The sequence below is a fragment of the Allobosea sp. NPDC055594 genome (assembly GCF_053618995.1).
This window is the reverse complement of sequence record NZ_JBSHIO010000003.1, coordinates 450,945-463,904: the sequence shown is the minus strand read 5'-3', so window position 1 is coordinate 463,904 and position 12,960 is coordinate 450,945. Positions and strand designations below refer to the sequence as shown.

General features: G+C 67.9%; 15 protein-coding genes. 4 read left to right on the top strand and 11 right to left on the bottom strand.

The window, feature by feature from the left end:
• Positions 1–76: 76 nt before the first annotated feature.
• Positions 77–1,117, top strand: a complete 1,041-nt coding sequence (locus ACWGRX_RS09375; RefSeq protein WP_452117313.1) for a succinylglutamate desuccinylase/aspartoacylase family protein — start codon at positions 77–79, stop codon at positions 1,115–1,117.
• The gene (locus tag ACWGRX_RS09370; protein WP_452117312.1) at positions 1,114–2,058 is read left to right on the top strand and encodes a threonine ammonia-lyase; all 945 of its coding nucleotides are present in this window, start codon (positions 1,114–1,116) and stop codon (positions 2,056–2,058) included. The genes ACWGRX_RS09375 and ACWGRX_RS09370 overlap by 4 nt, the downstream gene beginning before the upstream one ends.
• A gap of 3 nt (positions 2,059–2,061) precedes the next feature.
• Here the strand turns inward: ACWGRX_RS09370 and ACWGRX_RS09365 are convergent, their stop codons facing one another.
• The gene (locus ACWGRX_RS09365) at positions 2,062–2,808 is read right to left on the bottom strand and encodes a transporter substrate-binding domain-containing protein (protein ID WP_452117311.1); all 747 of its coding nucleotides are present in this window, start codon (positions 2,806–2,808) and stop codon (positions 2,062–2,064) included.
• 237 nt (positions 2,809–3,045) lie between these two features.
• Here ACWGRX_RS09365 and ACWGRX_RS09360 point away from each other — a divergent pair, with 237 nt between their 5' ends.
• Entirely contained in the window at positions 3,046–3,318 is a 273-nt protein-coding gene (locus ACWGRX_RS09360; protein WP_452117358.1) for a hypothetical protein, read from the top strand.
• A 33-nt stretch (positions 3,319–3,351) separates the two neighbouring features.
• Here the strand turns inward: ACWGRX_RS09360 and ACWGRX_RS09355 are convergent, their stop codons facing one another.
• Both ACWGRX_RS09355 and ACWGRX_RS09350 read right to left on the bottom strand, forming a co-directional pair.
• On the bottom strand, positions 3,352–3,996 hold the full coding sequence (locus tag ACWGRX_RS09355) for a hypothetical protein (protein ID WP_452117310.1): 645 nt from the start codon (positions 3,994–3,996) through the stop codon (positions 3,352–3,354).
• 101 nt (positions 3,997–4,097) lie between these two features.
• Positions 4,098–4,307 (bottom strand): hypothetical protein, encoded by a 210-nt coding sequence (locus ACWGRX_RS09350; protein WP_291641750.1) that lies wholly within the window; start codon positions 4,305–4,307, stop codon positions 4,098–4,100.
• Between the two features lie 135 nt (positions 4,308–4,442).
• Here ACWGRX_RS09350 and ACWGRX_RS09345 point away from each other — a divergent pair, with 135 nt between their 5' ends.
• Positions 4,443–4,895, top strand: a complete 453-nt coding sequence (locus ACWGRX_RS09345; protein WP_452117309.1) for a hypothetical protein — start codon at positions 4,443–4,445, stop codon at positions 4,893–4,895.
• A 116-nt stretch (positions 4,896–5,011) separates the two neighbouring features.
• On the opposite strand, the gene ACWGRX_RS09340 is transcribed toward ACWGRX_RS09345, so the two are convergent.
• The 8 genes from ACWGRX_RS09340 to hemA all read right to left on the bottom strand — a co-directional run bounded on the left by ACWGRX_RS09340 (position 5,012) and on the right by hemA (position 12,884).
• Positions 5,012–5,917, bottom strand: coding sequence for a TIGR01459 family HAD-type hydrolase (locus ACWGRX_RS09340; protein WP_452117308.1), 906 nt, complete (start codon positions 5,915–5,917; stop codon positions 5,012–5,014).
• Complete coding sequence (gene phnE / locus ACWGRX_RS09335) at positions 5,895–6,731, bottom strand: phosphonate ABC transporter, permease protein PhnE (RefSeq protein ID WP_452117307.1); 837 nt, start codon at positions 6,729–6,731, stop codon at positions 5,895–5,897. The genes ACWGRX_RS09340 and phnE (ACWGRX_RS09335) overlap by 23 nt, the downstream gene beginning before the upstream one ends.
• Positions 6,728–7,534: a phosphonate ABC transporter, permease protein PhnE gene (gene phnE / locus ACWGRX_RS09330; RefSeq protein WP_291649374.1), complete on the bottom strand. Its 807-nt coding sequence runs from the start codon at positions 7,532–7,534 to the stop codon at positions 6,728–6,730. Before phnE (ACWGRX_RS09330) ends, phnE (ACWGRX_RS09335) begins: the two co-directional genes overlap by 4 nt.
• The gene (phnC, locus tag ACWGRX_RS09325; protein WP_452117306.1) at positions 7,531–8,370 is read right to left on the bottom strand and encodes a phosphonate ABC transporter ATP-binding protein; all 840 of its coding nucleotides are present in this window, start codon (positions 8,368–8,370) and stop codon (positions 7,531–7,533) included. The genes phnE (ACWGRX_RS09330) and phnC overlap by 4 nt, the downstream gene beginning before the upstream one ends.
• Complete coding sequence (gene phnD / locus ACWGRX_RS09320) at positions 8,370–9,401, bottom strand: phosphate/phosphite/phosphonate ABC transporter substrate-binding protein (RefSeq protein WP_291641741.1); 1,032 nt, start codon at positions 9,399–9,401, stop codon at positions 8,370–8,372. The genes phnC and phnD overlap by 1 nt, the downstream gene beginning before the upstream one ends.
• Before the next feature lie 47 nt (positions 9,402–9,448).
• Complete coding sequence (locus tag ACWGRX_RS09315) at positions 9,449–10,234, bottom strand: DeoR/GlpR family DNA-binding transcription regulator (RefSeq protein ID WP_452117305.1); 786 nt, start codon at positions 10,232–10,234, stop codon at positions 9,449–9,451.
• A 229-nt stretch (positions 10,235–10,463) separates the two neighbouring features.
• Positions 10,464–11,366 (bottom strand): hypothetical protein, encoded by a 903-nt coding sequence (locus ACWGRX_RS09310; protein ID WP_452117304.1) that lies wholly within the window; start codon positions 11,364–11,366, stop codon positions 10,464–10,466.
• A 267-nt stretch (positions 11,367–11,633) separates the two neighbouring features.
• Positions 11,634–12,884: a 5-aminolevulinate synthase gene (hemA, locus tag ACWGRX_RS09305; protein WP_452117303.1), complete on the bottom strand. Its 1,251-nt coding sequence runs from the start codon at positions 12,882–12,884 to the stop codon at positions 11,634–11,636.
• Positions 12,885–12,960: the final 76 nt, after the last annotated feature.

Here is a 12,960-nt window from a genome sequence, read left to right as displayed (position 1 = left end):
TGGCCTCCTTTCTTTTCCGGCGATAGCACGGGGCCCGGCCGGCCCTGATCGCCCCTTCGCGTCTGCGAGCCCCGCCATGACCAGTTCCCGCCAGAAGACCGCCCCGCGCCCGTCCTCAGCCTTCCTCACCGTCGATCCCGAGAAGAACGGCAAGCAGGTCGGCTTCCTGATGATCCCGCATTCGCCGCATGAAGACGCCTGGGGCGCGACGCGTATCCCGGTCGCGGTGATCAAGAACGGCGAGGGACCGACCGCGATCCTCGAAGGCGGCAATCATGGCGACGAATATGAGGGGCCGATCGCGATCTGCGAGCTGATCCGCGATCTCGATCCCGGCCGCGTGCAGGGGCGGCTGATCCTGATGCCGGCGAACAACGTCCATGCGGTGATCGCCGGCCAGCGCACCTCGCCGGTCGACGGGCTGAACTTCAACCGCACCTTCCCGGGCGATCCGCGCGGCACCATCACCCAGCAGATCTCGGCCTTCGTCAACGACCAGATCATGCCGCTGGGCGACGCCTTCCTCGACCTGCATTCCGGCGGCTCCTCGCTCGATATCATCCCGAGCGCGATCGTCGAGCCGACCGACGATCCGGCCCTGCACAAGCGCAATGTCGCGGCGGTGCAGGCCTTCGATGCGCCGATGACGGTGGTGATCTCCAATCTCGGCGAGCCGCGTACCGCCACCGCCGCGGCCTGCCGTAATGGGCTCGTCACGGTCGGCACCGAAATGGCCGGGGCCGGCACGGTCTCGCTCGAGGCGCTGAAGGTCTGCCGGCGCGGCGTCGCCAATGTCCTCGACCATCTCGGCATCGTCGCGCTCGAAAAGCGCGAGCCGCGGCGCGGCGACGGCCAGGTGCTCGAACTGCCGGGTACGACCGCCTATGTCTACGCCACCGCGGACGGCGTCTTCGAGCCGTTCCACGCCAATGGCGAGAAGGTCAGCGCCGGCCAGCCGGCCGGGCGGATCCACTGCACCTGGGATCCGACGCGCCCGCCCGAAACCTTGCACTATGCCGCCGACGGCATCCTCTATGGCCGGCGTCAGCCGGGCCGGGTCAAGCCGGGCAATTGCTGCCTGATCGTCGCGGCGCCTTACCGGGGGACGCTGTCGTGATCAGCCTCGAGGACATCCAGGATGCGCGCTGGCGCATCGCGCCGCATATCCGCAAGACGCCGCTGCTGCCCTATGCGCAGACCAGCACGGGCGAGGATTTCGGCGGCGGGGTCACGCTGAAGCTCGAATTGCTGCAGGCGGCGGGCTCGTTCAAGGGGCGCGGCGCGATGAACCGCCTGCTGACGCTCTCGCCCGAGCAGCTCAAGGCCGGCGTCGTCACCGTCTCCGGCGGCAATCACGGCCTCGCCATCGCCCGCTCGGCCCATGTGCTCGGCGCCAAGGCCAAGATCTTCCTGCCGTCCAATGTCGTCGCCGACAAGGTCGCCAAGCTCAGGAAATGGGGCGCCGATGTCGAGATCGTCGGCGCGGTCTGGGACGACGCTAATGCCGCGGCGCTCGCCCATGCCCAGAAGACCGGCGCGACCTATGCCCACCCGTTCAGCGACCCGGTGGTGGTCGCAGGCCAGGGCACGCTCGGTCTCGATATCCTCGACGAGATGCCGGAGGTCGACGTCATTCTCGTCGCCATCGGTGGCGGCGGCCTGATCACCGGTCTCTCGACCGCGGTGAAGGCGCTCCGGCCGAAGACCCGCATCATCGGCATCGAGCCTTATGGTTCGCCGACCCTGCATGCCTGCCTCGCCGCGGGCAAGCTGGTGACGCTCGACAAGCTCGAGACGCGCGTCGCCACCATGTCCTGCCGCCAGACCGACCAGGCGATCTACGAGGCGGCCGCCCGCAATGTCGACGAAGTCGTGCTGGTCAGCGACGAGGAGATGGAGCAGGCGGCCCGCTCGCTCTGGTTCGAGTTCGGCATCGCAGCCGACCTGTCCGGGGCGGCTGCGGCCGCGGCGCTGCAATCGAAGCGCTTCGTTCCGGAGCCCGGCAGCAAGGTCTGCGCGCTGGTCTGCGGCGCCGGAACGGACGGCACCGGCGCCTGAGCCTCAGGGCGCGACGCTGAGCCCATCGACGCCGTGCTTGCGGATCAGCGCGGCGATGAAGCCCGAGGCTTTCGCCGCTTCGACGAAGCGGCTGAGATAGTCCACCGCCTCGGCCTTCGGCCGGGGCACGCCGATCGCCTGCTGCACGGTCATGAAATGGCCGCCGAGCAGGCGTGTGTCGGGGATTGCGGCACGGTCGGAGATCAGGCGCGGCCGCAGGCCGGCCAGCGCTTCGAGCTTTTGTGCGACGAAGTCGACGGCCGCCTCGTCGAGTGTGCCGGAGCGGATCAGCGTCGCCTTGCGGATATGCCGGTCGAGCCAGAGCCCGTAGGCGGCGCGGCCGGTCACGGCGATGCGCACGCCATCGGCGTCGACATCGGAGATTTGACGCAGCGGCGAGGCGTCCCGGACGAGATAGGTCGCCTCGATCTCGGCATAAGCCGGTGTGAAGCCGATCGTCTCGGCCCGCTGCGGTTCCGCCCCGATCAGCCCGACATCCCATTCGTCGCGGAGCGCCGCATCCGCGAGCAGGCCGGGATTGGCATAGGGGACAGGGCGCAGGCCGGTCCCGAGATGATCGGCCAGGGCGCGCGCCAGATCGGGGGAGACACCTTGCGGCTCGCCGCCCGGCCCGCGGCTCGATACGAGCAGGAAGTTCGAGAGGTTGATGCCGGCGCGCAGCAGGTTGCCGGGAGCCAGATGCTCGCGCAGCGTCGGCGAAAGCGTGCCGATATCGGGCCGAAATTCCATGGCATTCTTCCTGCGACTGCGAGCCGGGCAGTTATGCGCCTAGCGCTGCCGCATGGGCAAGCGGGCGCTGCGTCATGCCTTCAGGACTTGCCTTGTGGGTCAATGGCCTCTACCTCGCTGGGTGATCGCTCGCTTGCCCTGCTGACCGCCCGCAGTCGCGGATCCGCGCCCATGCGCGTCAAGGAAGTCCCGGGGCGTCGAGACTGCCGAGCGTCCAACCGACGAACAGGATCTGGTATGTCCCGCAAGAAATCGAAGCCGCTCGATGCAGAATTCGTCATGTTCGACGTGCTCTACGAAGATGGCTCGCGCACCTCGAACCGGCGGGTGCCGAGCATCCTCCTGGGCGGGCTCGACGGTGACGAGCCGGCGCGCGAGGCGATCATCGAACAGGATCGCGTGATCGCCGAAAAATCCGGCAAGCCGAGCCTGGTAATCACGTCGATCGTGCGGTCCGGCAAGCCGGCGGCCGAGAAAGCCGGCAAGGAGAAGTCCGGGCGAAAGGGCTGACCCCCGCGCCCGTTCCTGGCCTCGCCTCTGTCGTCAGCGCTTGGCCGTTCGCCGCTTCGCGGGCTGGGGCGTGCTGCTGGTGAAGAGCGAGCCCAGCACATAGAGCGCGATGCCAACGCCGAGCACCGCCGCGAGCGGCTCGCGCTCGCTGCGCTGCACCAGCATCCGGCCGCCTTCGCGGGCATAGTCGCGTCCGCTGTCGACATAGTCGCGGCCCCGGGCCAGGTAGTCGCGGCTTTGGTCGAGCTGCTGGCGGCCAGTGCCGAGCAGCTCGCGGCCGGCCCGCAAGGCGTCATCGCCATAGTCGCGCAGTGTCTGGCTCCAGCCGCTCGTATCCGGCTGCCAGCGTGTCGAGCGACGCGCGGTCATCGCCCAGGCGATCAGGCCGACGCTGACTGCGCCGAGCGCGAAGGCCGCCAGGGGATGACGCTCGACCGTCTCGGCCGCGGCCTCGCCGGTTTCCTGAACATAGCGCCCGGCATCGCGCAGGCTCTCGCGCGGATCGATCTCGGCGACCTTGTCGCGCGCCCGCTCATAGCTGCCCTTGACGGTGTCGGCTGCACGGCTGGCCAGCTCGCTCGCACGCTCGGCGACGCCGTTGGCGGCGCGCTCGATCTCGTCTCTCGCCTCGCCGGCGCTGCGCGGCACGTCCGGTGGCATACGCTTGTCGCTGTCCATCACTTGAAACTCCATTTGCAGGGCTCCCTCTCGAAACGAGGCAGCGACGGCGGGGTTCCGTTCGAAAGGGCAGAAAAGGGCGGCGTCAGCGCGATCAGGGATCAGCGCGTGGCGCGCCTGGTGGTGCGGACGACGGTGGGAGCGCTGATCGCGCCAGCCGCTCCGCCGACGACCGCACCGACCGGTCCCGCGACGACCGCGCCGGTGCCGGCGCCGACCGCGGCGCCACCGACGCGCTGCTCGACGGTGTTGCAGGCCGCCAGGCCTAACGCGAGGCTCAAGGCGGTGACGAAGACAGCAGGCCGGTTCATCAGACGCTCCCGAAATAGTGTGGCGTTGGGAACGCATCGGGGGCGTGGAAGTTCCTGCATGGCGATGACATGATGAGGCGTCGCGGCTTAATCTCGCGCTGGTGAGTGCGACTCATCGCCCGCAGGAGACTTCCCATGAGAAACCTCGTTCTTTCGACTGCGCTCGCCTGTCTGGCCGCAGGCCTAATGACTGTGCCCGCCTCGGCGCTGACGATGAAGGAATGCAGCGCGAAATATCAGGACGCGAAGAAGGCGAATACGCTGAAGGGCCAGAAATGGAACGATTTCCGCAAGGCGCAATGCGGCGATGACGACGCCGCCGAGGCCGATGCCGCCGCCGCCGTGACCGAGACCCCGGCCGCCACTCCGGCCAGCGCTCCGGCCAAGCCTGCTGGCAAGGCCAAGGCTGCGGTGTTCCCGAAGGCGGTCGCGCCGAAATACAGCAACGAGACGGCCGGCAAGGCACGCCTCAAGACCTGCGCCGACCAGTACAACGCCAACAAGACGGCGAACGCCAATGGCGAGCTGAAATGGATCGAGAAGGGCGGCGGCTACTGGAGCCAGTGCAACGCCAAGCTGAAGAGCTGAGCGTCAGCGCATTCCCGGCCAATCGCATCGGCTGTGATCGCACCCCCGGCAACTTGCGTCGGGGGTGAAGCGTTCCTGGTCGGGCGAGATGCCTGCGACGCTCCGGCGCTCCGGCTTCAATCCCACTGGAACCAGGGCAGCGCGAATTGCGGCGCTGGTCCTTCGCGCGCGAACAGGCGCCGGCAGCTCTCGGGCTCGACCGCGCCGGCCGCCGTCCAACGCAGCGCGCCGCGGTGGATGCCACCGGCGATGAAGGCGGCGTCGATACCGGCTGCCGCCGCGCCGGCGACGTCGTGCTCGAGCGAGTCGCCGATCGCCAGCAGGCGCGCGGCAGGGATGCCCGACAGGCGCAGGCAGGTCCGGTAGATCCGCGCATGCGGCTTGCCGTGATAATGCACCGTCCCGCCCATCGCCTCATAGGCTTGGGCGACGAGGCCCGGAGCCTCGTGGAGACGGCCATCGGCGTGGACGCGGTGGCGGTCGGGATTGGCGCAGATCATCGGGATGCCGCGGGTGGCGGCGCGTGCGAGCAGGGGCTGCCAGCCGGCGACGGACTGGGCCGGCGGTTCCATGCTCATCAGCAGGATGAAATCGGCGGCGTGCGGATCGTCGGTCGGCGTCAGCCCGAGGCCGTCGGCGAGGCGCTCCTCGCCCGGCCGCACCAGCAGCAGGCAGTTGCGGCCCAGCCCGCGATAGGCCGGCTCGCCACCCGCCATCAGCGCGTCGCGCGCATCGTCCCCGGCCGAGACCACGTGATCGTAGAGTGCGCGGGGGAAGCCCAGCCGCGCCAGCGTCGCCTCGTTCTCGCTGCCGGGCTTGCCGGAATTCGAGAGGATGATCACCGTCTTGCCGGCCTGCCGGATGCGCTCGAGACAGGAGAGCGCTTTCGGATAGGGTGTGCTGCCGTCATGCAGCACGCCCCATTGGTCGAGCAGGAAACCGTCATAGCGCGAGGCCAGAGCGCCGATGCCGGCCGGGAAATCGGTGAGGCTGCGCCGCTCAGACGATGCGTGAACGGACATAGGCGGAGAGCGCTTCGCTGATGATGACGATGCCGAGGATGGCGATCAGGATGACGATGGCCTGCGACCAGGCGAACTGGTTGATCGAGGCATAGAGCAGGAGGCCGATGCCGCCGGCGCCGACGAAGCCGAGCACGCTGGATTCCCGGACATTGATGTCCCAGCGATAGATCGTCGTGCCGATCAGAACGGGCAGGATCTGCGGCAGGATCGCCACCGCATAGATCTGGAAGGTGCGGGCGCCGGAGGCCTCGACCGCCTCGATCTGGCCGGCGTCGACCTCCTCGATCGCCTCGGCGACGAGCTTGGCGATGAAGCCGACCGAGCGCGCCGCCACCGCACAGATGCCGGCGACCGGGCCCGGCCCGAAGATAGCGACGAAGACCAGCCCCCAGATCACCGTGTTGATCGAGCGCGACAGCACCAGCATGGCGCGGCCGATCAGCCAGGTGCCCTGGTTCAGCGTGGTGTTGCGCGCGGCCAGGAAGGCGACGGGCAGCGCGAAGAGCACCGCGATCATCGTGCCGAGTGTCGCGATATGCAGCGTCTCGATCAGCGGCTGGACGATGCGCGGGAAATAGGACCAGCGTGGTGGCCACATGCGCGCGATCAGGTCGGCCGCCTGCTCATGCGCATCGGCGAAGAAGGCCCATTCGATGTCGAGCGCCGAGACCGACCAGGCGGCGGCGAAAGCGATGCCGCCGAGCCAGAGCCAGTGGACGAGGCGCTCCTTGAACGAATAGCGCTCCCAGCTGTCGGGGTAGAGGCGGGCCGGCACCGGCGTGCCGCGCGGCTCGGGCTGATGCACGGTCATCTCAGCCTCCGCCGTGCCCAGTCGCTGAACCATTCGCCGAAGGCGACCATGGCGGCGATGGTCAAAAGGATGGCGCTGGCGAAGTCGAAATCATAGCGCGAGAACGAGGCCGAGAGGGTCTGGCCGATGCCGCCGGCGCCGACGATGCCGATCACGGTCGAATGGCGCAGATTGGAATCGAGCCGGTAGATCAACACGCCGAGCGTCTTGACCAGGACCTGCGGCACCACGGCGTAGCCGAAGATCTGGCCGAAGCTGGCGCCGGTAGCGCGGATCGCCTCGACTGGGCCGGGCTTCATGTTCTCGATGTCCTCGGCCAGCATCTTGCCGAGGAAGATCGCCGAGGAGAAGGCGAGCGTCAGCAGCCCGGCGACCGGGCCGAAGCCGAAGAGCTTGACGAAGAAGATCGCGATGATGACCTCGTGGAAGGTCCGGCCGACCACGATCAGCCCGCGTGCGGCGAGATAGAGCGGGCGCGGCGAGAGATTGGCTGCGGCGGCGATGCCGATCGGGATCGAGAACACCGCGCCGACGATGGTCGCGGCGATGGCAATCTGCACGCTCTCGACCATGCCGGTGAGCAAGAGCTGCCAGCGGCTGAAATCCGGTGGGACCATCCGCTCCAGGATGTTCCAGGCCCGCGGCAGGCCGGCGAGGATGCGGGCCGTGTCGACGTTCAGCGTCGACAGAGACCAGGTGAGATAGGCCGCGAGCGCGAGCCAGAAAGCGAGGCGGCGTCCTGGGCTGCCGAAGATGCTCGGCGCGCGCCACTGGCTCGGGTAGCTGGAAGCCGGAGCGCTCACGGCCGCATGCCGATCAGCGCGGGTTCGTCGTCATCCTCGCTCGGTGCGGGAGCCCAGTCCTCGGCGCCGTAGATCTCGGTCAGCGCCGCTTCGGTGAGCGCCGCAGCCTCGGCGTCGAAGACGACGATGCCGTCGCGCAGGCCGATGATCCGGTCGGCATAGGCGCGGGCGAGCGCGACGTCGTGGATGTTGATGATCGCCGGCGTCTGGCGCTCGGCGACGAGCTCGCGCACCAGCCGCATGATCTGGCGCGAGGTCTTGGGGTCGAGGCTTGCGGTCGGCTCGTCGAGCAGAAGCAGGTCCGGCCGCTGCATCAAAGCGCGGGCGATGCCGACACGCTGGCGCTGGCCGCCGGAGAGCGCATCGGCGCGCTGGTTGTGATAGCCGTCGAGCCCGACGCGGTCGAGCAGGGCGAAGGCGGCCTGGATGTCCTCCGGCGGAAAGCGCCAGCGCAGCGAGGCGATGAGCCCGACATAGCCGAGCCGCCCGGAGAGCACGTTCTGCATCACGCTCAGCCGCTCGACCAGGTTGTATTCCTGGAAGATCATGCCGATGCGGCGCCGGGCGGCGCGTAGGCCCTTGCGGTCGAGCGCGACGATGTCCTCGCCGTTGAGGAGGATGCGCCCGGCCGTCGGTTCGACCAGCCGGTTGATGCAGCGGATGAAGGTGCTTTTGCCGGCGCCGGAGGAGCCGATCACCGCGACGAGCTGCGGCCGGTCGATCACCACGTCGATGCCGCCGAGCGCCTTCTTGCCGGTCGGGTAGACCTTGGTCAGCCCTTCGACGGCGAGGAGCGGCGAGGCGCCGCCCGTCGCCGCATGGAAGCCTTGAGACATCAGTCGCCCTTCAGCTTGGCGAGGCCGTCTTGGGTATAGCTGATGCCGCTCTCGCGCTGGATGACGATGATGTCCGACCAGGCGGCCTTGTAGCTCAGCTCCTTGAAGCCCTTGGTGTCCTTGAACTCCTTGGCGAGCCCGGACTTCAGGAAGTCGAAGGAGAGGAAGGCTTCCTTGATCTTAGCCTGGAGCTCCGGGTTGAGGTCATGGGCGATGCCGAAGGCAGTGCGCGGGAAGGGCGCGGATTCGTAGACGATGCGGACGTCGTCGCGCTTGAACATGCCGCGATCGGCCATGCGCTCGAGCACGCTGGAGGCGATGGGGGCGGCGTCATAGTCCTTGTTGACCACGCCCATGATCGAATTGTCATGCTTGCCGGAATAGAGGACCTCGTAGTCCTTGCCGGGCACGATGCCCTTTTCCTTGAACAGGATGCGCGGCGCGGTGTCGCCGGAATTCGAGGAGGGCGCGACATGGGCGACGCGCTTGCCCTTGAGGTCGGCGATCGACTGGATCGGGCTGCCCTTCGGCACGATCAGCTGAAGGGTGTAGCCGATCGAGTTGTCATGCTTTTCCATCGCCACGATCGGCCGGAAGCCAGCGAGATTGACCGCGAAGGGCGTCGGCCCGCTGGCGACGCCGGCGATATGCAGGCGGCCGGAGCGCATCGCCTCGACCTGCGCCGCATAGGATTCGGCGCCGAACCATTTGACCTTCTTGCCGGTGACCTTGGTGAGATGGGCCAGGAAGTCGGCGAAGACGTTCTCGTAGACCGACGGGTCCTCGACCGGCGTATAGGAGAAGATCAGCGTGTCCGGATCCTTCTGCCGCGCCTTGTCGGCCGGGATGTCGGCGAGCAGATCGCCATCGGCGTCGCAATAGCGGGCATCGAGCGTGCCGCGATTGGGGCAATTCTGAGCCTGTGCCGGGCTGGCCAGGCCGAAGCCGAGCGCGATCAGGCAAAGCGACGCGATCTTGGCGCGCAGCATGGCAACCTCCCTGGAGTGCAGCGCTCCGTTGATCGGGCGCATGTAAGATTTCTTACATCCTGATCAAAATTGGCCGGCTAAGCAAGGCTTCACGCGACCAGCCAGTGGATACCCGTGCGTTGCCAGGCGGCGCACAGACGCGCCGGCGGCTCGGCGTCGGTGACGATCATGCCGAACGCCCTGGGATCGGCGATCCGCGCCGTGCCCGTCTGGTCGAATTTGGAGCTATCCGCCACGCCGAGAACCATGCCGGCACGGCTGATCGCGGCCTGGCGCACCGCGATCTTCTCGAGGTCGAAATCCATCGGCGCGCCATCATCGTCGAAGCCGCCAAATCCCAGCACGGCATAGTCGAAGCGTAAGCCCATGATGCAGGCGACCGCTGCCTCGCCGACCAGCGAGCCATTGGCGCCGCGGGTGCTGCCGCCGGTGACAGCCACGTCGAAAACGCCGTGCTGGCATAGGATCTGCGCAACCGAGACGCTGGCGGTGACGATCCGCAGGTCGGGCTTGCCGACAAGGGCCCGCGCCACGGCCTCGACCGTCGTGCCGACATCGAGAAAGATCGAGGCGCCGGCCGGTACGATCCCGGCGACGGCCGTACCGATGCGCTGCTTGACTTGCGGCGAGACCGTCAGCTTCTGGGCATAGGCCGAGCGAAAGCCGCCCGTGGCGAGACCGGCGCCGCCATGGAAGCGTTGCAGGTAATTGCTGGCCTGCAATTGGATGATGTCCCGGCGCACCGTCTGGGCGGAGACGCCGAAGCGCTCGGCGAGCGTCTCGATGGTGCTGAAGCCGACCTGTTGGACGATCGCCAGGATCTGCTGCTGGCGCGGCGTCAGCGCGCTGGTCTCGCGAATGTCTGGGCTGGTCATGGGAGCCGGCAATCCCCTTGGCTTGGGCGTCGCAGACCCGGCCGCGGTGGACCGCCGCGAGGGGAACGGCGTCATCGAGACCCGTACAACGCCGCTTGTCCAGTCCGGGACCGCCGCGCCGGGCGGTGGCGTGCCGTTCTTCCGTCCACGGCACAACCATGCGCTCCGCGGCCCGGCGCGAGGCTCGTCTCCCGCCAGCGCGTGCGGCCCGTGAAATCGGGCCGGCCTGTCAGAAAGTCCAGCCGATATCCATCTGCACGAGGTGGCGGCTGAAATTGGTCAGGTCGAGCCGGCCGGGCTGGCCTCTCTCCTCGCCATAGACCTGGACGTTGTAGGCCAGCGAGATGGCGAGCTGATCGGTCGCCTGCCAGTAGATGCCCGGGCCGACGAAGGTTGCGTGTCCGGCGAGCTTGCCGAAGCCGAGCGAGTCGTGCTGGCGCATATGGCGCACTTCGCCGCTGAGATAGACATCGTCGACGACCTGCCAGGCGAGCGCGCCGCCGATGGTGAAAGTGGAGGCCCGTTCATGCGGCGAGGGGCCGGACCAGATCAGGTTGTGCGAGAGGTTGAAGGCGGCATGGAGCGTGCCGGGGATCAGGACCTTGTCGGCCAGCACGCGCATGGTGGTGTTGTAGGTCGAGAAGCGGCCCTCGCCATGGCTCTCATTGCGCTCGAGCCCGGCATCGATGCCCATGGTCAGGCCGAAGCCGTGCCGGCCATGGTTGAGCAGGCGGTAGCGCGCCTCGAAGCCGCCGCCATAGGCTTTGTCCTTGAGCCCCTGGCGCTCGATCTGCGAGCGTGTCGTGCCACCGAGCAGATAGGGGCTGACTTCCAGGCAGGGCAGCAAGCCATAGGAGCCCTGCAGCATCGCGCCGCGGCCCAGAGAGCGGCCGCGGCGGACGCCGCCATCGGCATTGAGCGTCAGGCCGAGGCTGCCGCGGCCGAGATCGGCGATGCCGGAGCCGTCGGTGAAGCCGAAGGCGTCGGTCGGGGCGTCATCGTCGCTATCGCAGACCGATCTGGCGGCTGCCGGATCGGGCTGGCCTTCGATCGCCTGCGCCGGAGCGAGCATGGAGAGGGTGAACGCGAGGCCGGTAGCCAATGCGCCTAGGGAGGAAAGGAAGTTCGACAAGATTGTGCACTCGCCATGTCAGCCAGAAAGCCTGCCATGGCCGATACGCTCCTAAACCGGCGTGAAAATCACCGCGTCGGATACCGGATCGGGCCGCGTTTCGCCCCATTTTGGTCGTCGAGGTTAACGAATCGCTCTCAACCTCCACAGCCTTGTCGCGATCGCAGCTGACGCGCGCCGATCGCTTGGCGCGACCGTTCCGGGCGCGGGCACCGCCGTACCGGGCGCATCTTCGACCAAGCCGTGCCGGCCATCCGGTCGGGGCGGTCAGGCCGCCCCGATCTCCGTCAGCCGGCTCATCTGGCTGCGGGGCCAGCGCGGGACATCGTTGCGCTGCCAGACCTGCGAGAGCGCATCCAGGAAGGCGGCCTCGTCCTCATCGGTGTGGAACGGGTTGGGTGTGACGCGCAGCCGCTCCGTTCCGCGTGGCACGGTCGGGTAGTTGATCGGCTGCACATAGATCCCGTGCTGCTCCATCAATTCGTCGGTCAGGTGCTTGGCGAGGCCGGCATCGCCGATCATGACCGGCAGGATATGGCTCGGGCTCGGCAGGACGGGGAGCTCCAATGCCTCCAGCCCGGCCTTGACCGAACGCACCCGGCGATGAAGCGTCTCGCGCTCGACGGAGCTGGACTTCAGATGCCCGATCGCGGCGCGGACACCGGCGACGGTCGCCGGCGGCAGCGCCGTCGAGAAGATGAAGCCGGGCGCATGGCTGCGGACGAAATCGACGACTTCCATCCTGCCGGCGATATAGCCGCCGATCGCGCCAAAACCCTTGCTGAGCGTGCCCTGGACGATGTCGATGCGGCTCATCAGGCTTTCCGCCTCGGCGATACCCCCACCACGGGGGCCGTAGAGGCCGACGCTGTGAACCTCGTCGAGATAGGTCAGGGCGTTGTAGCGCTCGGCGAGATCGCAGATCGCCGCCATGGGCGCGAAGTCGCCATCCATGAAATAGCAGCTCTCGAAGCAGATCAGCTTCGGCCGGCCGGGCTCGATCGCCTTCAGCTTGCGCTCGAGATCCTCGACGTCATTGTGGTGGAACAGCTTCTTGGCGACGCCGGAACGGCGGATGCCCTCGATCATCGAGGCATGGTTCAGCGTGTCCGAGAGGACCACGCAGTCCGGCAGCAGCCTGCCGAGTGTCGAGAGGGCGGCGTCATTGGCGGCATAGCCCGAGGTGAAGACGAGGGCGGCTTCCTTGGCGTGGAGATCGGCCAGGTCTTCCTCCAGCCGGACATGCTCATGGCTGGTGCCGGAGATGTTGCGTGTGCCGCCCGCACCGGCTCCGAAGCTCGACAGGGCATTGCGGGCCGCGTTGAGCACGGCCGGATGAACGCTCATCCCGAGATAGTCGTTCGAGCACCAGATCGTCACCGGCCGCTGGACGCGGTGGTCATAGGCGCGGATCGGGTTGCCGGGCAGGCGCTCGAGATTGGCGAAGACGCGATAGCGCCTTTCGCGTTTCAGGCTGTCCAGCGCGCCGCTGAAGAAGCGGGAATAATCGAAATCCATCGTCTCGCCATATGCTTGGCGGCGCCCGTCATGACGCGGCGGGCTCCGCTTGGTTGTGCCGGCGCCCGGTGCCTGC